The sequence below is a fragment of the Photorhabdus hainanensis genome, assembly GCF_018448965.1.
Classification (GTDB): domain Bacteria; phylum Pseudomonadota; class Gammaproteobacteria; order Enterobacterales; family Enterobacteriaceae; genus Photorhabdus; species Photorhabdus akhurstii.
On sequence record NZ_RCWD01000008.1, the window covers coordinates 23,005 to 44,629 of the forward strand.

A 21,625-nucleotide genomic window follows, 5' to 3' on the forward strand; every position below is an offset into this window, starting at 1 on the left:
AACTGACTCTCATTTTTGTACTCGCGGTACAATAATAAAATGGTATCGCGGATATTTTATGTAGTGGAAAACAGGAAATCGCCGTAAAACGGTAAATTAGAGATGTATGGCTAGGTAGTCTGTTAGACGAAAGCGATACACAAGGAAAAATATATGCGGGTGTCACATCTGAATTTTAATCATCTCTATTATTTCTGGCATGTTTGCAAAGAAGGCTCTGTGGTTGGGGCGGCAGAGGCGCTTTATCTAACACCTCAGACGATCACCGGACAGATAAAGGCGCTGGAGGAGCGTCTGGGAGGCAAGCTGTTCAAACGTCAAGGTCGGGGTCTGGTGCCGTCAGAACTAGGACAGCTTATCTTCCGCTATGCGGATAAGATGTTTATGCTGAGCCAGGAGATGTTGGATATCGTTAACTACAGCCGTGAATCTAACCTTTTATTTGATGTTGGTGTTGCTGATGCACTGTCCAAACGTCTGGTTAGTCAGGTATTGGAAACGGCGGTTGTGGAGCATGAACAGATCCATCTACGTTGTTTTGAATCAACTCATGAATTGTTGCTGGAACAACTCAGCCAGCACAAACTCGATATGATATTGTCTGATTGTCCGGTGGATTCTTCCCAGCAGGAAGGGCTATTTTCAGTAAAACTGGGTGAATGTAATGTGAGTTTTTTCTGCCGACAACCTATCCCGGAAAAACCCTTCCCGGAATGTTTGGAGGAACGTCGTTTATTGGTTCCAGGACGCCGCTCTATGTTGGGGCGTAAATTGTTGACTTGGATACGTAATAAAAATCTTCAGGTTGAAGTATTGGGTGAATTTGATGATGCAGCGTTAATGAAAGCGTTTGGTATGTATCATAATGCGATTTTTGTAGCGCCATCTTTGTATACCAATGATATTTTTGCAGATAATGATATTGCTGAAATTGGTCGGTTGGATGCGGTGCAGGAAGAGTATTATGTGATTTTTGCTGAACGAATGATTCAACACCCGGCTGTTCAAAGGGTATGTAATAAAGATTTTTCTGCGTTGTTTAATGTGCCGCCTAAGAAGCGTGCTTAAAAAATAATTGATAATAACTGCAAACACAAAAAAACCGGCGCAGGCCGGTTTTTCAGTAATCCAAACGCAAATTATTGCATTGCGTTGATTTGAGCCGTCAGATTAGATTTATGACGTGCTGCTTTGTTTTTGTGGATCAGACCTTTACAGGCGTGACGATCGACAATAGGTTGCATGTCATTAAATGCTTTCTGTGCAGCTTCTTTATCGCCAGTAGCGATAGCAGCATATACCTTCTTGATGAAGGTACGCACCATAGAACGACGGCTAGCGTTGTGCTGACGACGTTTTTCAGACTGTATGGCGCGTTTCTTAGCTGATTTGATATTAGCCAAGGTCCAACTCCCAAATATATTCTATCGAGGACAATTCAAAGGCCGAGGAATATGCCTGTTCAACCTTCTTTTGTCAATGGATTTGTGCAAATAAGCGCCGTTGTACCGCGGCAACTTGTTTCGTTGTGATGGCGCAGGATTTTATCAGCTTACTTAGCGGGAATACAGTCTTTCACAATAAAAATCTCATTGAATAGTCCAGATAGAAATAAAATGAATATTTTTCGGGATTCCTGCTCGTTTTTGTTGTATGAATCAGGGCTATTGATTTAAATCATCTTATGATGGTGGGTTAACCTTGAGCTTTGTACAAGGTATAATTTGGCAATTTCCAGGGTATTGAGCCAGCTATGGAGCTAATTCGCGGTATACGTAATATCCGGACATGTCACCGCGGTTGCGTGTTGACGATTGGTAATTTTGATGGCGTCCACAGAGGTCATCAGGCACTACTGAAACACTTAAAACACGAAGGGCAGCGTCTGGGATTACCAGTAATGGTCATGATTTTTGAGCCACAACCCTTGGAGTTTTTTGCTAAGGGCAATGCTCCTGCGCGTCTGACGAGATTGAGGGATAAAGCCAAATATCTCGCTCAATGTGGAGTGGATTATTTATTATGCGTGAAATTTGACAGAAATTTTGCGGCAAATACGCCAGAAGCTTTTGTTTCACGGTTGCTGGTGGAAAAATTGGGTGTTAAGTTTCTCGCTGTAGGAGATGATTTTCGTTTTGGTCAAGCTCGCAGTGGTGATTTTGCCTTTTTGCAGCGAGCCGGTGAAACATACGGCTTTGATGTGACCAACAGTGAAAGTTTTTGTGATAATGGTTTGCGGATCAGCAGCACAGCTATTCGTCAAGCATTGCAAAATGATGATTTGGTATTAGCCGAAACATTATTAGGGCATCCATATAGCATTTGTGGCCGGGTTGTTCACGGTAAACGACTAGGGAGCACTATTGGTTTTCCAACAGCGAATTTGCCGTTAAAACGATTAGTGGCTCCTGTACAAGGTGTTTATGTTGTTGAAGTCTATGGTTTAGGAGACCAGCCCTTGCCGGGTGTTGCCAATATTGGTACACGTCCAACAGTTTCTGGTCAGGGTCAACAACTTGAAGTACATCTAATTGATACCCAAATGGATCTCTATGGGCGTTATATTGATGTGGTGTTACGCAAAAAATTGCGTAATGAGCAGCGGTTTGCTTCCCTTGATGCACTCAAGCAGCAAATTGCTAATGATTTGGTCGCTGCGAAGGAATTTTTTAAACAGCGACTTGTGTCATGTATCTAGCGGAAAATTGGAATTGAGAATCGAATGAGTGACTATAAAAACACCCTGAATCTGCCAGAAACAGGGTTTCCAATGCGTGGAGATTTAGCAAAGCGCGAACCAGATATGTTAAAACGTTGGTACAAAGATGAGTTGTATCAGGTAATTCGTAAAGCAAAAGCCGGTAAAAAAACATTTATTCTGCATGACGGCCCTCCTTACGCGAATGGCAGTATTCATATTGGTCACTCAGTCAATAAGATTCTCAAAGATATTATTATTAAATCCAAAGGGATGGCGGGATATGACTCGCCATATATTCCTGGTTGGGATTGCCACGGTTTACCTATTGAGCTTAAGGTTGAGCAGATTATTGGTAAGCCCGGGGAAAAATTTTCCGCCGCTGAATTTCGTGCCGAGTGCCGTAAATATGCTAAAGAGCAGATTGAAGGTCAGAAGAAAGACTTTATTCGTCTGGGTGTATTAGGTGACTGGGAACGTCCCTATCTGACGATGGACTTTAAGACCGAAGCCAACATTATTCGTGCACTGAGCCGTATTATCGCTAATGGTCATTTGTTGAAAGGCGCCAAACCTGTTCACTGGTGTGCTGATTGTGGTTCATCACTGGCCGAAGCGGAAGTTGAGTATTACGATAGAACTTCGCCATCGATTGACGTGCGTTTTAATGCGGTTGATGCAGCAGCCGTTTGTGAGAAATTTGGTGTGCAGGCACTAGCTCAACCGGTCTCTTTGATTATCTGGACAACCACGCCGTGGACGTTGCCAGCTAACCGTGCGATCGCTTTGCATGCTGAATTTAGCTATCAATTAGTGCAGATTGAGGGCGAATGTCTGATTCTGGCTGCTGATTTGGTAGAAAGTGTGATGCAGCGTGCGGGTATAACTTCGTGGACAGTGCTAGGGCATTGCGTGGGGTCCGCTCTGGAGCTGCTGCGCTTCAAACATCCGTTTATGGATTTTGAGTCACCGGTTGTGCTAGGTGATCATGTGACTCTGGATGCAGGTACCGGTGCTGTGCACACGGCGCCAGGTCATGGCCCGGACGACTTTGTTCTTGGTCAGAAATATGGCTTGGAAGTTGCAAATCCGGTTGGTCCTAATGGTTGCTACCTGCCCGGTACTTATCCTTCACTGGATGGTATGTTTGTCTTTAAGGCGAATGATGTTGTGCTGAATATCCTGAGTGAAAACAATGCCTTGTTGCATTTGGAAAAATTACAGCACAGTTATCCTTGTTGCTGGCGCCATAAGACGCCTATTATTTTCCGTGCCACGCCGCAGTGGTTTGTCAGCATGGATCAAAATGGTCTGCGTAAACAATCGTTGCAAGAGATCAAAGGCGTTCAGTGGATTCCGGGTTGGGGTCAGGCTCGTATTGAGGCAATGGTTGAAAACCGCCCTGATTGGTGTATTTCACGTCAACGTACTTGGGGCACGCCGATGTCTCTTTTTGTCCATAAAGAGACAGAAGAGCTTCATCCACGTACTATTGAATTGATGGAAGAAGTGGCAAAACGTGTTGAAGTTGACGGTATTCAGGCGTGGTGGGATCTGGAACCAGCCGAATTGCTAGGTGATGACGAAGCTAACTATGTCAAAATTTTTGATACGTTGGATGTATGGTTCGATTCGGGATCAACTCACGCATCGGTGGTTGATGCTCGCCCTGAATTCCAAGGTAACGCTGCGGATATCTATCTTGAAGGTTCAGATCAGCACCGTGGCTGGTTTATGTCTTCCCTGATGATCTCAACAGCAATAAAAGGTAAAGCGCCTTACCGTCAGGTGTTAACACACGGTTTCACTGTGGATGGTCAAGGCCGTAAGATGTCTAAATCTATCGGTAATACCATCAGTCCGCAGGATGTCATAAGTAAATTAGGGGCGGATATTCTGCGTCTATGGGTTGCTTCTACCGATTACACCGGTGAAATTGCGGTATCCGATGAGATCTTGAAACGCTCTGCTGATGCATATCGCCGTATCCGTAACACGGCGCGTTTCCTGCTGGCAAACTTGAATGGTTTTGATCCTGAACAACATAGGGTTGAACCAGAAGAGATGGCTGTGCTGGATCGTTGGGCTGTGGGGCGTGCTCAGGCGGCACAGGCGGACATTGCAAAATCCTACGATGAATATGATTTTCACACGGTTGTTCAGCGTATGATGCAATTTTGCTCCGTGGAGATGGGGTCGTTCTATCTCGATATCATTAAAGATCGTCAGTACACCGCTAAGAGCGATAGTCTGGCGCGTCGCAGTTGTCAGACTGCGCTGTATCATATTGCGGAAGCGTTGGTTCGCTGGATGGCGCCTATCCTCTCCTTTACTGCCGATGAAGTTTGGAATGAGTTGCCTGGCAAACGTGCTCAATATGTATTTACCGAAGAGTGGTATGACGGTTTGTTTGGTCTGGCCGCAGGCGAAGCAATGAATGATGCTTTCTGGGCTGATTTGCTGGCAGTGCGTGGTGAAGTTAACAAAGTGCTGGAGCAGGCACGCGCAGACAAACATATCCGTAGTTCATTGGAGGCTGCGGTGACGCTGTACGCTGATAATGAACTGGCGGACAAACTCAATAGCCTCGGAGATGAATTGCGTTTCGTTCTGCTAACATCTCAGGTTGTTGTTGCAGGTTATGAGCAGGCTGGTGAAGATGCGCAACAAAGCGAAATCGGTAGCCTGAAAATTGCTTTCCGTAAAGCGGATGGCGAAAAATGCCCTCGTTGCTGGCATTACGCTAAAGATGTGGGATTGGTGGCGGAACACGCAGAACTTTGTGGCCGCTGTGTAACTAATGTTGCCGGTAACGGCGAAGAGCGTAAGTTTGCCTGATGAATAAACCCATTTGCTCCACCGGCCTTCGCTGGCTTTGGTTAGTTGTTGTGGTATTGATTCTGGATCTGGGTAGTAAGCAGCTAGTGTTGCAACACTTTCATCTGTATGAATCCGTTCCATTGATACCTTATTTTAATCTGACTTATGCCCAGAATTTTGGGGCGGCTTTCAGTTTCCTTGCAGAGAAAGCCGGTTGGCAGCGTTGGTTCTTTGCATTCATTGCCGTTGCCATTTCAGTTGTGTTGACGGTGATGATGTATCGTGCCAGTGCAAAGAAGAAACTGAGTAATATCGCTTATGCCCTGATTATTGGTGGAGCATTGGGTAATCTGTTTGACCGGTTGGTTCATGGTTTTGTCATCGATTTTATTGATTTTTATGTCGGTGATTGGCACTTTCCAACTTTTAATATTGCCGATATGGCGATATGCATCGGGGCTGGATTGGTTATCATTGATAGCTTTTTAAGCCCGGATGAAAAGACAATCAAAGTGGGATAAGTAATATGTCAAACCAGGTGCAGGAGGATAGTGCAGTTTTACTGCACTTCACTTTAAAACTGCAAGATGGCTCCATTGCCGACTCCACTTACACTCAGGGTAAACCTGCATTATTCCGCTTAGGTGATGGAACCCTTTCCTCACCTTTAGAACAGCAGCTTACTGGGCTAACAGAGGGAGATAAACATAGTTTTACTCTGGCTGGTGAAAATGTATTTGGTAAACCAAACCCTGATCTGATCCAATATTTTACTCCGCGTGATTTTGCTGAAACGGGTATGCCTGAAATTGGCACTATAATGTTATTTACGGCGATGAATGGCAGTGAAATGCCGGGTATAGTCAAAGCCGTAACGGAAGAATCTGTGACTGTTGATTTCAATCACCCGTTAGCTGATCAGAACGTCACGTTTGAAATTGAAGTGTTGGAAATTGATCCACAATTGGAGGAAAACCATGCAGATATTGCTGGCTAACCCTCGCGGTTTTTGTGCCGGTGTTGACCGTGCTATCAGTATTGTAGAACGCGCACTGGAATTATATGGTGCGCCAATCTATGTTCGTCATGAAGTTGTGCATAACCGTTATGTTGTAGATAACCTGCGCAAGCGGGGTGCTATCTTTATTGAAGAAATTTCAGAAGTACCGGATGATGCGATTCTGATTTTTTCGGCACATGGTGTTTCACAGGCTATTCGTGCAGAAGCGCGTTCTCGCAATTTGACCATGTTGTTCGATGCGACTTGTCCTTTAGTGACGAAAGTCCATATGGAGGTAGCAAGAGCCAGCCGCAAGGGTAAAGAAGCGATTCTGATTGGTCATGCTGGACATCCCGAAGTTGAAGGTACGATGGGTCAGTACAACAATGCAGAAGGTGGAATGTATCTGGTTGAATCTCCGGAAGATGTATGGAACTTGAAAGTCAAAGATGAAGACAACTTGTGTTTTATGACTCAAACCACGTTATCCGTTGATGATACTTCAGAAGTGATTGATGCACTTAATGCGCGATTCCCAAACATTGTTGGTCCTCGTAAAGATGATATCTGCTATGCGACGACTAACCGCCAGGAAGCAGTGCGGGATTTGGCGTCTGATGCTGATGTTGTCTTGGTTGTGGGTTCGAAGAATTCATCTAACTCTAATCGTCTTGCTGAGTTAGCTCAGCGAGTTGGTAAGCCTGCTTATCTGATAGATTCTGCTGAGGATATTAAAGAAGAGTGGATTACCGGTACCTCCTTGGTTGGTGTAACCGCTGGCGCTTCAGCACCGGATATTTTAGTTCAGCAAGTTATTGAACGCCTGAAAAATCTTGGGGCTGATTCCGTCAGGGAATTACATGGTCGGGAAGAAAATATTGTGTTTGAAGTACCGAAAGAGTTACGTGTTGAAGTCAAAGAAATTAGATAAATAGTCTAAGTTTCTAAGGTAAGTAAGAATAAAATAGTGTATATGATCTTTATCTAAAACATTCATCTGACTGATCATCGTGTTAATCAGGAAAAGGACTAACTTCATAGTGAGGGCTTATGGCTGATACAGATATTCGTGTTGCTATTGTTGGCGCTGGTGGGCGTATGGGACGTCAGTTGATTCAGGCTATTTATCAATTAGATGGGGTATCTCTTGGTGCAGCTTTGGAACGTTCCGGTTCTTCTCTGATTGGCGCAGATGCTGGAGAGTTAGCAGGTATTGGTCATACAGGTGTGACTGTTTGTGATGACCTGAAAAATATCGTTGATGATTTTGATGTTCTTATCGATTTTACCCGTCCGGAAGGAACGTTGACTCATCTTGAAATTTGTCGCCAGAACGGTAAAGCGATAGTGATTGGTACAACTGGCTTTGATGAGGCTGGTAAGCAGACAATTAAAGAGGCTTCTGCTGATATCCCGATTGTTTTTGCTGCGAATTTCAGCGTGGGTGTGAATCTGGTACTTAAGTTATTAGAAAAAGCAGCGAGAGTGATGGGGGAGTATAGCGATATCGAAATTATCGAAGCGCATCACCGCCATAAAGTGGATGCGCCATCAGGAACCGCTTTAGCAATGGGAGAATCTATTGCTCATGCTTTGGGGCGGGATCTTAAAACGTGTGCTGTCTATGCCCGTGAAGGTTATACCGGTGAACGTGATCCGAAAAGTATTGGTTTTGCGACTATCCGTGCCGGGGATATTGTGGGCGAGCATACCGCTATGTTTGCAGATATTGGGGAGAGAGTAGAGATAACTCATAAGGCTTCCAGTCGGATGACGTTTGCAAATGGCGCTGTAAAGGCTGCTTTATGGCTAAGTGGTAGAAATAGCGGTCTTTTTGATATGAAAGATGTGCTGAATCTTGACTTGCTTTGAAATAATTTTTTTGTAACTTATTGATATCGCATAATTAAATATTTAATTGTGCGATTTTTAATTTCTTCTTTTAGTTCTATTATTTTTTGGTTTATTTTTTCTATTTTTATCTTATTTATAACCTTAATTTTTTGCTTCTTTCTCCTTTTTATGACTATTTTCAACTTTTCATCTGAGAATCAAGTTTTCTATGCTGATTACCGTTTTCTAAATTAGTTTTGTTGCTGTTTTTAGTCTTATTTCATTAATTCAGTCGGTGAAATGTGTAAAAAAATAAGAAAAGTAACATTTTTTGTAGACAATTCCCCCTCTCATCATTAGAATGCGCGCAATTTGCCAAAATTTTGCCTAAAAAGCAGCTTTGGCATTGATTTTGAGGAATAAATCTGAATTAATATGCACTAATAGCGAGTAATTATTCTTTGGAGGGTGTTTTGATTAAGTCAGCTATATTGGTTCTGGAAGACGGAACCCAATTCCACGGTCGTGCCATCGGTGCGGAAGGGGCGGCAGTTGGGGAAGTGGTTTTCAATACCTCGATGACCGGATATCAAGAAATTCTCACAGACCCTTCCTATTCCCGCCAAATTGTCACTCTTACTTATCCCCATATTGGTAATGTCGGTGTTAACTCAGTCGATAAAGAATCACTAAAAGTACAGGCTCAAGGGCTAGTGATTCGTGATCTACCTCTGTTGACCAGTAACTTCCGCTGCGAAGAAACGCTTTCCGATTACCTTAAACGCCATAATATTGTTGCGATAGCAGATATCGATACCCGTAAACTCACGCGTTTGTTAAGAGAAAAGGGTTCACAGAATGGTTGTATTATAGCAGGTAAGCAGGTTGACGCTCAGGTTGCTCTGGAAAAAGCGCAAGCATTTCCGGGGTTGGAGGGGATGGATTTAGCAAAAGAGGTGACAACTAAACAGATTTATCCGTGGTTACAGGGGAGCTGGACGTTGGCGGAGGGATTACCGGAAGATAAGCAAGAGCAGGATCTGCCTTATCATGTTGTTGCTTATGACTTTGGTGCAAAACGAAATATTTTGCGAATGCTGGTGGATCGTGGCTGCCGCCTGACAATTGTTCCCGCCCAGACACCGGCTGAAGATGTACTAAAACTGAATCCAGATGGTATTTTCTTATCCAATGGACCGGGGGATCCGGCACCTTGTGGCTATGCAATCGAAGCAATTAAAACCCTGCTTGAGACAGAGATTCCAATTTTTGGTATCTGTCTTGGACACCAATTGCTGGCATTGGCGAGTGGCGCGGAAACCATGAAAATGAAATTCGGCCATCATGGCGCTAACCATCCGGTAAGAGATCTTGAATGTAATGTTGTTATGATTACTGCCCAAAACCACGGTTTTGCTGTAGATGAAAGATCACTGCCGTCAAATCTGAACGTTACTCATAAATCTCTGTTTGACGGTACGTTGCAAGGGATTCATCGCACGGATAAACCCGCATTCAGTTTCCAGGGGCACCCAGAAGCCAGCCCTGGTCCACATGAAACAGCATCGTTATTTGATCACTTTATTGACCTAATTGAACAGTATTGTCAGAAAAATAATCGTCATAACACCAAGTAATCAGGAGAAAATAAAATGGCAAAACGTACTGATATTAAAAGTATCCTGATTCTGGGTGCTGGCCCAATTGTTATTGGTCAGGCTTGTGAATTCGACTATTCAGGAGCACAAGCCTGTAAGGCGTTACGGGAAGAGGGTTATCGTGTCGTTCTGGTGAACTCGAACCCTGCCACCATTATGACTGATCCCGAGATGGCTGATGCTACTTATATTGAGCCGATCCACTGGGAAGTGGTGCGTAAAATCATTGAAAAAGAGCGTCCTGATGCGATTCTGCCAACAATGGGCGGGCAAACCGCACTCAACTGTGCGCTAGAACTGGAGCGTCAGGGAGTTCTGAAAGAGTTTGGCGTTACTATGATTGGCGCTACCGCAGATGCGATTGATAAAGCGGAAGATCGTCGCCGTTTCGATATAGCAATGAAAAAGATCGGCTTGGAAACTCCGCGTTCTGGTATCGCCCATTCAATGGAAGAAGCGCTGGCGGTTGCTGATAAAGTCGGTTTTCCTTGTATTATCCGCCCCTCCTTTACTATGGGAGGAAGCGGTGGCGGTATTGCTTATAACCGTGAAGAATTCGAGGAAATTTGTGAACGTGGACTGGATCTTTCACCAACCAACGAGCTCTTGATTGATGAATCTCTGATTGGTTGGAAAGAGTATGAAATGGAGGTTGTGCGGGATAAAAATGATAACTGCATTATCGTTTGTTCCATTGAAAACTTTGATGCGATGGGGATTCACACCGGCGATTCCATCACAGTCGCCCCGGCACAAACACTGACGGATAAAGAGTATCAAATCATGCGTAACGCTTCGATGGCGGTATTGCGTGAAATCGGTGTAGAAACTGGGGGATCTAACGTACAGTTTGCGGTGAACCCAAAAAATGGCCGTTTAGTTATCATCGAAATGAATCCACGTGTTTCCCGCTCTTCTGCGTTGGCTTCGAAAGCGACAGGTTTCCCAATTGCTAAAATTGCCGCTAAATTGGCTGTGGGTTATACCCTTGACGAATTGATGAATGATATCACTGGTGGTCGCACGCCAGCTTCCTTTGAACCTTCTATTGACTACGTAGTCACTAAAGTTCCTCGCTTTAATTTCGAGAAATTTGCTGGCGCCAATGATCGTCTGACAACCCAGATGAAATCTGTTGGTGAGGTGATGGCGATTGGCCGTACTCAGCAAGAATCTTTGCAAAAAGCATTGCGTGGTTTGGAAATTGGGGCAACCGGTTTTGATCCGAAAGTCAATTTAGATGATCCAGAAGCACTGACTAAAATTCGTCGCGAATTAAAAGATGCAGGTGCTGAACGTATCTGGTATATCGCCGATGCTTTCCGTGCGGGTATGTCGGTTGATGGTGTGTTTAACCTGACTGATATTGATCGCTGGTTCTTAGTACAAATTGAAGAGCTGGTGCGATTGGAAGAGCAGGTGGCAGAGCAGGGCATTAACAGCTTGACGGCCGACTTCCTGCGTCATCTGAAACGCAAAGGTTTTGCTGATGCGCGTTTGGCAAAACTGGTTGGTGTGGCTGAAAAAGAGATCCGTAAGCTGCGCCACAAATATAACCTGTATCCGGTTTATAAGCGGGTCGATACCTGTGCGGCAGAATTTGCGACTGATACTGCATACATGTATTCCACTTATGAAGATGAGTGTGAGGCTAATCCGAATAGTGATAGGCCAAAAATCATGGTATTGGGTGGTGGCCCTAATCGTATCGGGCAAGGGATTGAATTCGACTATTGTTGTGTTCATGCAGCCCTGGCACTGCGTGAAGATGGGTATGAAACCATCATGGTGAACTGTAACCCGGAAACCGTCTCAACAGATTACGATACTTCGGACCGTCTCTATTTCGAACCGGTGACTTTGGAAGATGTTCTTGAGATTGTGCGTGTTGAACAGCCAAAAGGGGTGATTGTGCATTATGGTGGGCAGACTCCGCTGAAATTGGCTCGTGAACTAGAAATCGCCGGTGTTCCAATTATTGGTACCAGCCCGGATGCGATTGATCGTGCGGAAGATCGTGAACGTTTCAAACAGGCAGTAAATCGCCTTGGCCTGAAACAGCCTGAAAATGCCACAGTAACCACGATAGAACGCGCGGTTGAGAAGGCAAACATTCTCGGTTATCCGTTGGTGGTTCGTCCATCTTATGTTTTGGGTGGTCGCGCGATGGAAATCGTATATGACGAAATTGACCTGCGTCGTTACTTCCAGACTGCGGTCAGTGTCTCTAATGATGCCCCAGTATTGCTTGATTGTTTCCTTGATGATGCAGTGGAAGTGGACGTTGACGCTATCTGTGACGGTGAGCGTGTCTTGATTGGCGGCATTATGGAACATATTGAGCAGGCTGGCGTGCATTCCGGCGACTCAGCTTGTTCACTGCCTGCTTACACCTTAAGTCAGGAAATTCAGGATGTTATGCGTCAACAGGTAGAAAAACTGGCATTTGAATTAGGTGTGCGTGGTTTGATGAATGTCCAGTTTGCCGTCAAGAATGACGAGGTTTATCTGATTGAGGTTAACCCACGTGCAGCTCGTACTGTGCCATTTGTTTCTAAAGCGACCGGTTTACCACTAGCGAAAGTTGCAGCTCGAGTGATGGTTGGTCAATCTCTGGCTGAGCAAGGCGCAACTCAGGAGATCATCCCACCATACTATTCGGTGAAAGAGGTTGTATTGCCTTTCAACAAATTTCCAGGTGTAGATCCGATTCTTGGGCCTGAAATGCGGTCAACCGGAGAAGTAATGGGCGTTGGGCGTACATTTGCCGAAGCTTTCTCAAAAGCACTATTGGGGTGTAGCGCTAAAATGCCACAAAGTGGTAGAGCGCTTCTGTCAGTGCGTGAAGGTGATAAAGGCAGGGTTGTGGATTTGGCCGCTAAGTTGCTGAAACAGGGTTTTGAACTGGATGCGACTCATGGTACTGCGGTTGTACTAGGTGAAGCGGGGATTAACCCTCGTCTGGTGAATAAAGTTCATGAAGGGCGTCCGCATATTCAGGATAGAATCAAAAATGGTGAATATAGCTATATTGTCAACACGACTGCGGGTCGTCAGGCAATTGAGGATTCCAAACTTATTCGCCGTAGTGCACTGCAATATAAAGTGCATTATGACACCACGTTAAATGGTGGATTTGCGACAACAATGGCACTGAGTGCAGATCCAACTGAGCAAGTGATTTCTGTACAAGAAATGCATGCGGCGATTAATAGCTAGTCTATATTCTAATTAATTGAAGTAAAAAAAGTGCGCTCTGTTCAGCGCACTTTTCAGATTGCTGAAAACCTCATTTAAAATAATGGGGTCATTATAAAAAATGTATCTATATGATTTTAATGAAATTTAATGTAGGGGCTGAAAGATCATTGAAAAACTGATTCATGAACCAGATAAAAATCATCATTTTAAGATGATAAATTCACCATTCTTTGATTACCACTTTATGAACCAAAGAGTGTTGAATGCTTATTCAACCGTTTTCTATTTCCCATCTTTATCCCTGTTTTGATAATAAATTATCCCAGATTAAGGCATAGATAGGTGTAAACCTTCTTATTACACTGGTTCTTTTGGAATGCCATTGAACCAAGAGTGTTATGTCAAAAACTTATCTTGCATTTGAAAAACCAATCGTTGAGTTGTATGAAAAAATTGAAGCGTTAATAGTGTATAGACAAAAATGTCATCCTGTACAGGTTGAAATAGAAGAAGAAATCAGTTTACTGGAGAAAAAATGCCAATCATTAACGCAATCTATTTTTTCCTCCCTGAGTGCTTGGGAAATTGTGCAGTTAGCAAGGCATCCTATGAGGCCTTATACATTAGATTATGTTGACCTGATTTTTACTGAGTTTCAGGAACTGGCAGGCGATAGGATGTTCGCGGATGATAAAGCAATAGTAGGGGGATTAGCGCGGTTAGATAATCGTCCGGTCATGTTGATCGGGCAACAAAAAGGCCGTACCACAAAAGAAAAAGTCATGCGTAATTTCGGAATGCCTTCACCTGAAGGCTATCGTAAAGCATTACGTTTGATAAAAATGGCGGAACGCTTTCATTTGCCTATCATTATTTTTATTGATTCTGCCGGAGCGTATCCTGGAATTGGCGCGGAAGAACGAGGGCAATCAGAAGCGATAGCGCGTAATATTATGGAAATGTCTCGTATGAAGACACCGATTGTTTGTGTCATCACAGGAGAGGGATGTTCCGGTGGTGCTTTAGCTATTGGAGTCGGTGATCGTATTAATATGTTGGAGTACAGTACCTATGCTGCGATATCGCCGGAAGGCTGTGCATCCATTCTATGGAAAGATGTGCAAAAAGCCCAATTTGCCGCAGAAGTCATGGGAATGACAGCCACTTGTCTTAAGAATTTAGGTATTATTGATAGCGTAATTCCGGAGCCTTTAGGCGGTGCTCATCGCAATTATCGGCAGGCTGCCGAAAACCTTAAACAGCAACTTATTAAAGATTTGTCAGAGTTAAGTTTGTTAGATACTGGAAAATTGGTTAAAGCCAGATATCAAAAAATTATGGCGATCGGTTATTGTTAATATGAATGCCGCACAGCTAATCATGGAAAAAAGTTTTATCGCGGAGAGTATATGAGTATTGACCTTAATTTATTAAGGATTTTTATAATGGTTGCAACTCAGAGAAGTTTTGCTCGTGCGGCAGAACAGCTCTCTATACCGACATCCAATGTTAGCCGCGGAATTAAACAGCTAGAAAAACAAATTAACTGTCGCTTGATTGAGCGTACAACGAGACGCATGCGTTTGACAGAGCAAGGATTAATCCTATTACAACGAAGCACAAAACTGTATGCAGAATTAGACGAAACAATAAATCAAATTACTCATTCTGAATTATTGTCAGGGACTTTGCGTATGACGATACCCAGTGAAGTGGGTATCGAATTATTAGCAGATATCATAGCGCAATTTGCTTTGCAACATCCTAAAATATCCATTCATTGTGATACGCAATTGATGCCACTAGATGTCATTAGTAATGATATCGATCTGTTATTGACCTTTTATCGTGGTGAGCTCGAAAATAGTAGTTATCACTCACGTTTAATTAAATCGTGGAAGAGTGTGGTTGTGGCATCTCCGAAGTTACTTGAACAAACAGGAAGACCGGATACTCTGGATCAACTTGCTCATATGCCTTGTATCTCGAGCTTGAGTGCTATTAAAGGGCAACCGTGGGTGTTTATTGATCAGGGTGGTCGTCAAAAGAGAATAAATATTAATAGTCATTTCCGGGTCAACAGCGGAAGTTTAGCAAAGAAGGCAGCAGAGAAAGGTGTAGGATTTGCGATATTGTCTCTGGATACATGCTTAGAAGAGATTCGGCAAGGTAAATTGCAAACAATCATATTTGCTGAGCAACCAGCTCCCATTGAATTAAGAGCCATTTATGCAAGTCGCAGTTCACTCTCTCCTAAAATAGACGCCTTTTTGAATCATCTTTTTGTCTGCCTTGACTTAAAATTTACTTAATGTTTGGTAGGGGGCCATCAACTAAAAGAGTATGAACATGATTTTATTAGATAAAGGTGAAATTCATGAAGTTAATTGAATTCCTTCATATTTAACAAATTTGGGCGAACCAGTAATGTAGCACCAATATAGTAATGTCACTTCTCTCCAATTTAGAAGTATTTTTATTTCGGCTTTGCCATAAAAAAGAATGAGAGCACTTATATGTTGAAGATTGTTTGTGGACGATGGCTCTACTAACGTAAAGCTGGCCAAGATGCAGGACGGGAAAGTCAAAACGCACGTTTCCCAGAATGCGTTCAGTGGTGATTGGGCAAGGTGCGCTCTGTTCAGCGCACTTTTTTTATGTTTATTGAAAAATTAAAGAGAAAGAATCACTGTCTGTTATCCCAGAGCTACTTTGACACCTAAGCCAATCAAAACAATACCTAGTAGTTTATCAATAACTTTCTGAGTCTTAGCTAATCCGCGGCGTACTGGTGCGCTTTGAATCAATATGACTAACAGAGGCCAATAGATAACCGCCAATCCCCAGATAATAGAGGCATACCACAATTTCTCACCAACACCAGAATTGACATTTAGTAACTGAGTAAATATTGCCAGGAAGAACAACGTTGCTTTGGGATTGAGCAAATTACATAAAAACCCCTGCATAAACGCTTTTTTGAAAGTGACAATCTGTCGTGGTTGATCATCGAGAGTGAGAGTATTCCCTCCGCGAGAAAACAGGCTATTGATCCCAATCCAAATAAGATAAGCCGCTCCAGCATATTTCATCAGATTAAATAGCCACGGCGTTGTAGTGATAACAATCGCCAACCCGGCGACACAGTAAACCATATGGCAAGCGATAGCGGCGATTAAGCCCATAACTGTCATCATGGCGGCAGAACGTTGGTAACGTATGGCATTTTTGACTACCAGAAAGAAATCAGGACCGGGAGAGAGCATACCCAACGTTGAGATAGTGATGACGACTAGTGATGTTTCCAGCATAATGTACCCTATAGTTAATATTAGTTTTGTTATTATTTCAATCAATAAATGTCTTAAGTAATAAACCGAGTATAAATTAATTTTTTGTACTTAAGAAGGTGTTGAGCCTATCGACGGGGTACATCCCTTTCCGTATAGTGTCATCAATTTTTATACTATTTGCCTATAAGGTGACTTAATGAATATCAGCTTGATCGCTGCTTTAGCTATGGATCGGGTTATCGGCATGGAGAATAAAATGCCGTGGAATCTGCCGGGGGATTTAGCCTGGTTTAAACGTAATACATTGAATAAACCCGTTATTATGGGGAGAGTGACTTATGAATCCATAGGTCATCCGTTACCTGGAAGGCTCAATATTGTATTGAGTAATCAGCCGGGTAATGATGAACGTGTAACCTGGGTAAGTTCAGTTGATGAAGCACTGTCTGTGGCAGGTGATGCAGAAGAGGTTATGGTCATGGGTGGTGGTAAAGTTTATGACCAATTTATTTCACGAGCGAATCGCATGTACCTGACACACATTGATGCAGAAGTGATAGGCGATACGCATTTTCCTGACTATGAACCGGATGAATGGGATTCTGAATTCACTGAATACCATGATGCCGATGAATTAAATTCTCACAGCTACTGTTTTGAGATTTTACAACGTCGCCTCTAATTGATAGAACACGCCGATGAGCTTTTTTCACGGCGTGTCTGGCTTTCGTGCTGTTTTACTGCGGTAACGATAATTGTGTGAAATATTGTTTATCTTCCCAACGTAGCATCGTCAGTTGTCCTCCCCAACAGCACCCTGTATCCAATGCATAAAATCCGTCGGGTGTTCCCTGACCTTCTAATGATGCCCAGTGACCGAAAACGATGCCATACCCTGATGGGATCTGGCGTGGCAGTGCAAACCAGGGTTTTAGCGGCGCAGGCGCGTTTTCGGGTTTATCTTTGCACAACATATCCAATTGACCATTTGGAAAACAATAACGCATGCGTGTCAATGCATTGGTACTGAAGCGCAAACGCGCCAGTCCAGAGAGTTCTGGTGACCAGTTGTTTGGCATATCTCCATACATGGAATTGAGAAACAGAGGGTAACTGCTACTGTTGAGCATAGTTTCAACTTCGCTAGCGCACATTTTGGCTGTTTCCAAATCCCATTGAGGCGTAATGCCAGCATGTGTCATGAGTAGTTTTAGATCATCATCGCACTGTAGTAACGGTTGTTTGCGTAGCCAATTAATTAATTCATCGGCGTCTGGCGCAGACAGTAACGAATCAATTTTATCTTTAGGTTTATTACGGCTGATCCCGGCATAAACTCCCAATAAATGGAGATCGTGATTGCCTAGTACCACTTTTGCGGCTGAGCCTAGCTGTTTAACATACCGGAGAACATTAAGAGAGTCCGGGCCGCGGGCAACTAAATCTCCTGTTAACCACAACGTATCCTTTTTAGGATCAAAATCGACTTTAGTTAATAAAGCTCGTAATTCACGATAACAGCCGTGAATATCGCCAATGAGATATGTAGACATAATCAATTAATCAGCGTTGGGATAGCCAGACGGAAAACCGGAATGGCAACGCGGAATGGTTCACCATTGTGGTCGACCATTTCATAATGGCCTTCCATAGTACCCAAGGGTGTTTCCAATATTGCGCCGCTGGTATAACGGTATTCGGTCCCTGGCTGGATTATGGGTTGTTCACCAACAACACCTTCCCCCTGAACTTCTGTTTGATGACCATCACTGTTAGTAATTAGCCAGTAACGATTAATTAATTGAACCAGTTCGCGCCCAAGATTTCGGATAGTGATTGTATAGGCAAAAACGAAACGCCGTTGATCGGGACACGATTGACTTTCTACATAAACACTTTGTACCTGAATAGAAACCCTGGGCGTATTAATCATAATTGACTCCTGTTATGACAGCATTTCAGGTTGTTCTGATAGCCAGTTTGCCATTTTACAGTACTGCTCGACAGAAATATTTTCTGCACGGGTACTTGGATCGACACCAAGTCCCGTTAGCTGTTCTACAGTAAAAAGATCACCGAGGCTGTTACGGATGGTTTTACGCCGTTGGTTGAAAGCTTGAGTCGTGATCCGACTCAGCATACGAATATTTTTGACAGGGTGAGGTATGCTTTTGTGCGGTATCAGACGTACAACGGCTGAATCGACTTTAGGTGCGGGAGTAAACGCAGTTGGCGGTACTTCCAGCACAGGGATAACCTGACAATAATATTGAGCCATGACACTCAAGCGCCCGAAAGCTTTACTTCCGGGGCCGGCTACCAGACGGTTTACCACCTCTTTTTGCAACATAAAATGCATGTCGGCAATAGCACCAGTATAGCTGAAAAGGTGGAACATTAACGGTGTGGAAATATTATAAGGTAAATTACCAAAGACGCGCAGCGGCTCCCCTCTTTGCTGAGACAATTCGCTAAAATTAACCGTCATGGCGTCTTGCTGGATAATAGTAAGTTTATCTTTTAGTTGCGGATGGATTTGTAGACGAGCGGCCAAATCGCGGTCGAGTTCAACCACGGTCATTTTATCCATGCGCTCGCCGACCGGTTCTGTCAATGCACCAAGACCGGGGCCAATTTCCAACACTGCTTGGCCGGGTTGTGGATTGATAGCGGCAACAATACTATCAATGACAAATTGATCGGTTAAGAAGTTCTGCCCGAAACGTTTACGGGCAAAGTGCCCTTGGTGAACTCTGTTATTCATTACTGTTTTGTATCATTTTAATTGCTAAATTCAATGCGGTGATAAAGCTTCCCACATCAGCTTGACCTGTCCCGGCCAGTTCCAGTGCTGTGCCATGATCCACCGAAGTACGGATAAACGGCAGGCCCAATGTAATATTCACTGCTCTGCCAAAACCTTGGTATTTTAACACGGGTAATCCTTGGTCGTGATACATTGAGAGCACGGCGTCTGCATGTTGAAGATATTTAGGTTGAAACAGGGTATCTGCCGGTAAAGGACCCTCCAGCACAATGCCTTCTGCTCTCAGACTGGTTAATGCAGGAATAATGACATCAATCTCTTCCCGTCCCATATGGCCGCCTTCTCCCGCATGGGGATTCAGACCGCAAACATAAATACAGGGTTTCGCCAGACCAAACTTTGTTTTTAAATCATGGTTAAGAATAGTAATCACTTCCCGCAGACTATCGAAAGTGATGGATTTTGGTACATCAACAATCGGCAGATGAGTCGTTGCCAAGGCGACCCGAAGCTCTTCTGTTGCAAGCATCATGACAACTCGCTGGCATCCGCTGCGATCGGCAAAGAATTCGGTATGGCCGATAAAAGGCACGCCGGCATCGTTGATATTCCCTTTATGAACTGGTCCTGTGACTAGTGCTGAAAATTCTCCGTTTAAACAGCCGTCACAGGCTCGGGCCAGTGTTTCGGTGACATATCTGCCGTTTTCTTGGTTCAATTCGCCGGCGATTGCGGGGGCATGAAGAGGAACTGGCAATATTGTCAACGTCCCGGCAGCCTGTGGTTCGGGGGTTTTGTCAGCAGAGTATTCTTGTAATTGCAAAGGTAAATTAAGTTGTTTGGCTCTGTCGAGAAGCAGATTGGGGTCTGCGCAAGCGACCAATTGCATTGGCCAACTTTGTTGAGCGAGAGCAACCGTTAAGTCGGGTCCGACCCCGGCAGGCTCGCCGGGGGTAATAACAATTGGTTTATTGATAATAATCGGTTTATTGTTGTGCATCGCTGCCATCTAAAATTTTCACATAAGCTGAGGCGCGTTGTTCCTGCATCCAGCTTTGTGCTTCTTCGGTGAATTTACGGTTGAACAACATACGGTAAGCGCGATCTTTCTGAGCGGCGTCTGTTTTATCAACTTTGCGGGTATCCAATAGTTGGATCAGATGCCAGCCAAAAGATGAGTGAACAGGTTGACTGATTTCACCTTTATTCAGGCGCATTAACGCGTCGCGGAAAGCAGGATCATAGATGTCAGGGGTAGTCCAGCCGAGATCGCCGCCACGTAGGGCTGAGCCAGGATCGTCTGAAAACTCTTTTGCGGCATCGGCAAAATCAGTTTTTCCGCTGCGAATATCACTGGCGATTTGCTGCAACTTGGTGCGAGCCTGATCATCGGTCATGACAGGGGAAGTTCTCAATAGAATATGGCGGGCGTGAACTTCAGTGACGGCGATGGTTGGGTTACCGCCACGGATATCATTGACTTTGAGAATATGGAAACCAACACCGGAGCGGATTGGGCCAACAATGGCTCCTTTCTGAGCTGATTGCAGTTGTTCAGCAAACAGAGTTGGTAATTCCTCAAGCCGACTCCAACCCATATTACCGCCTTTCAGCGCTTGTGGATCAGCAGAGTAAGCGATAGCCAATTTACCGAAATCAACACCATGTTTAAGTTCAGACATAATTTTCTGCACTACCGTCATGGCTTTTTCCATTTGTGCCTGATCAGGGTTTTCTGGCAATGGGATCAGAATATGGCTGAGATTCAGTTCTGTATCGTTAGTATTCTGGTTGCTAATTTGTTTAACTAAGGCGTCGATCTCTTGAGGCAAAATGGTGACACGACGGCGAACTTCATTATTGCGCACCTCTGCTATCATCATCTCTTTACGGATTTGATCGCGGTAAGTATCGAAACTCATTCCGTCAGCAGTAATGCGATATTTCATTTGTTCCACAGTGATGTGGTTCTGAGCTGCAATATTGGCAATTGTAGAATCCAATGCTTGATCAGGAATGGCGATTCCCATCTGTTTTGCCATTTGTAACAGGATGTTATCCATAATCAGACGTTCAAGGATCTGATGACGTAGCGTTTGTTCATCCGGTATTTGCTGGCCGGCATGTTGCGCATCCAGTTTGACAGATTGTAAGCGGTTGTTGATGTCGCTCTCCAGTACCACTCCGTTATTAACGACTGCGGCAATTTTATCCATTTGCTGAGGCGCTGCGAAAGCAGTACTCACTGAAAACATCAATCCGAAAATGAGAGTTCTCCAGTTCTTCATACTTTTCCCATCATATGTAGGTTCCGCAGTAGCGGATTTATCGTGTTTAATATCAAAACGCTATTGG

At 44.0% G+C, this 21,625-nt stretch carries 20 protein-coding genes; 13 read left to right on the forward strand and 7 right to left on the reverse strand.

The annotated features are described in order from the left end of the window. Positions 1-153 precede the first annotated feature (153 nt). Positions 154-1,068 (forward strand): transcriptional activator NhaR, encoded by a 915-nt coding sequence (nhaR, locus tag EAE92_RS06785; protein ID WP_040151823.1) that lies wholly within the window; start codon positions 154-156, stop codon positions 1,066-1,068. 71 nt (positions 1,069-1,139) lie between these two features. On the opposite strand, the gene rpsT is transcribed toward nhaR, so the two are convergent. Then, entirely contained in the window at positions 1,140-1,403 is a 264-nt protein-coding gene (gene rpsT, locus EAE92_RS06790) for a 30S ribosomal protein S20 (RefSeq protein WP_036777011.1), read from the reverse strand. A 350-nt stretch (positions 1,404-1,753) separates the two neighbouring features. Here rpsT and ribF point away from each other — a divergent pair, with 350 nt between their 5' ends. The 11 genes from ribF (at position 1,754) to parM (ending at position 15,886) form a co-directional block, all read left to right on the forward strand. After that, complete coding sequence (ribF, locus tag EAE92_RS06795; protein ID WP_105395232.1) at positions 1,754-2,698, forward strand: bifunctional riboflavin kinase/FAD synthetase; 945 nt, start codon at positions 1,754-1,756, stop codon at positions 2,696-2,698. Positions 2,699-2,722: 24 nt separating this feature from the next. Next, on the forward strand, positions 2,723-5,536 hold the full coding sequence (gene ileS / locus EAE92_RS06800; RefSeq protein WP_046394812.1) for an isoleucine--tRNA ligase: 2,814 nt from the start codon (positions 2,723-2,725) through the stop codon (positions 5,534-5,536). After that, the gene (gene lspA / locus EAE92_RS06805; protein WP_046394813.1) at positions 5,536-6,039 is read left to right on the forward strand and encodes a signal peptidase II; all 504 of its coding nucleotides are present in this window, start codon (positions 5,536-5,538) and stop codon (positions 6,037-6,039) included. Before ileS ends, lspA begins: the two co-directional genes overlap by 1 nt. Positions 6,040-6,044: 5 nt before the next feature. Then, on the forward strand, positions 6,045-6,515 hold the full coding sequence (fkpB, locus tag EAE92_RS06810) for an FKBP-type peptidyl-prolyl cis-trans isomerase (protein WP_036812248.1): 471 nt from the start codon (positions 6,045-6,047) through the stop codon (positions 6,513-6,515). Further along, positions 6,496-7,449, forward strand: a complete 954-nt coding sequence (gene ispH, locus EAE92_RS06815; protein WP_105395234.1) for a 4-hydroxy-3-methylbut-2-enyl diphosphate reductase — start codon at positions 6,496-6,498, stop codon at positions 7,447-7,449. Before fkpB ends, ispH begins: the two co-directional genes overlap by 20 nt. A gap of 119 nt (positions 7,450-7,568) precedes the next feature. Further along, positions 7,569-8,390: a 4-hydroxy-tetrahydrodipicolinate reductase gene (dapB, locus tag EAE92_RS06820; RefSeq protein ID WP_214067532.1), complete on the forward strand. Its 822-nt coding sequence runs from the start codon at positions 7,569-7,571 to the stop codon at positions 8,388-8,390. 434 nt (positions 8,391-8,824) lie between these two features. Then, complete coding sequence (gene carA / locus EAE92_RS06825; RefSeq protein WP_214067533.1) at positions 8,825-9,988, forward strand: glutamine-hydrolyzing carbamoyl-phosphate synthase small subunit; 1,164 nt, start codon at positions 8,825-8,827, stop codon at positions 9,986-9,988. Between the two features lie 15 nt (positions 9,989-10,003). Continuing rightward, positions 10,004-13,228, forward strand: coding sequence for a carbamoyl-phosphate synthase large subunit (gene carB, locus EAE92_RS06830; RefSeq protein ID WP_214067534.1), 3,225 nt, complete (start codon positions 10,004-10,006; stop codon positions 13,226-13,228). Positions 13,229-13,608: 380 nt separating this feature from the next. Then, positions 13,609-14,568, forward strand: coding sequence for an acetyl-CoA carboxylase carboxyl transferase subunit alpha (gene accA / locus EAE92_RS06835; RefSeq protein WP_214067535.1), 960 nt, complete (start codon positions 13,609-13,611; stop codon positions 14,566-14,568). 51 nt (positions 14,569-14,619) lie between these two features. After that, complete coding sequence (locus tag EAE92_RS06840) at positions 14,620-15,522, forward strand: LysR family transcriptional regulator (RefSeq protein WP_214067536.1); 903 nt, start codon at positions 14,620-14,622, stop codon at positions 15,520-15,522. A gap of 220 nt (positions 15,523-15,742) precedes the next feature. Further along, on the forward strand, positions 15,743-15,886 hold the full coding sequence (gene parM, locus EAE92_RS06845; RefSeq protein WP_339959356.1) for a plasmid segregation protein ParM domain-containing protein: 144 nt from the start codon (positions 15,743-15,745) through the stop codon (positions 15,884-15,886). Between the two features lie 20 nt (positions 15,887-15,906). On the opposite strand, the gene EAE92_RS06850 is transcribed toward parM, so the two are convergent. Further along, a complete protein-coding gene (locus EAE92_RS06850) occupies positions 15,907-16,521 on the reverse strand; it encodes a LysE family transporter (protein ID WP_214067538.1) in 615 nt (204 codons plus the stop codon). A gap of 178 nt (positions 16,522-16,699) precedes the next feature. Between EAE92_RS06850 and folA the strand changes: the two genes are divergently transcribed. Then, complete coding sequence (gene folA / locus EAE92_RS06855; RefSeq protein WP_214067539.1) at positions 16,700-17,185, forward strand: type 3 dihydrofolate reductase; 486 nt, start codon at positions 16,700-16,702, stop codon at positions 17,183-17,185. A 55-nt stretch (positions 17,186-17,240) separates the two neighbouring features. On the opposite strand, the gene apaH is transcribed toward folA, so the two are convergent. From apaH to surA, 5 genes are read right to left on the reverse strand one after another with little or no spacing between them, the layout of a single operon-like run. Next, on the reverse strand, positions 17,241-18,056 hold the full coding sequence (gene apaH, locus EAE92_RS06860; RefSeq protein ID WP_214067540.1) for a bis(5'-nucleosyl)-tetraphosphatase (symmetrical) ApaH: 816 nt from the start codon (positions 18,054-18,056) through the stop codon (positions 17,241-17,243). A gap of 2 nt (positions 18,057-18,058) precedes the next feature. Next, positions 18,059-18,436, reverse strand: coding sequence for a Co2+/Mg2+ efflux protein ApaG (gene apaG, locus EAE92_RS06865; RefSeq protein ID WP_036812231.1), 378 nt, complete (start codon positions 18,434-18,436; stop codon positions 18,059-18,061). Between the two features lie 12 nt (positions 18,437-18,448). Next, positions 18,449-19,267: a 16S rRNA (adenine(1518)-N(6)/adenine(1519)-N(6))-dimethyltransferase RsmA gene (gene rsmA, locus EAE92_RS06870; protein WP_214067541.1), complete on the reverse strand. Its 819-nt coding sequence runs from the start codon at positions 19,265-19,267 to the stop codon at positions 18,449-18,451. Continuing rightward, positions 19,260-20,279, reverse strand: a complete 1,020-nt coding sequence (gene pdxA / locus EAE92_RS06875; RefSeq protein WP_110085956.1) for a 4-hydroxythreonine-4-phosphate dehydrogenase PdxA — start codon at positions 20,277-20,279, stop codon at positions 19,260-19,262. Before pdxA ends, rsmA begins: the two co-directional genes overlap by 8 nt. Then, positions 20,257-21,558, reverse strand: a complete 1,302-nt coding sequence (gene surA, locus EAE92_RS06880) for a peptidylprolyl isomerase SurA (protein WP_214067542.1) — start codon at positions 21,556-21,558, stop codon at positions 20,257-20,259. The genes pdxA and surA overlap by 23 nt, the downstream gene beginning before the upstream one ends. Positions 21,559-21,625 lie beyond the last annotated feature (67 nt).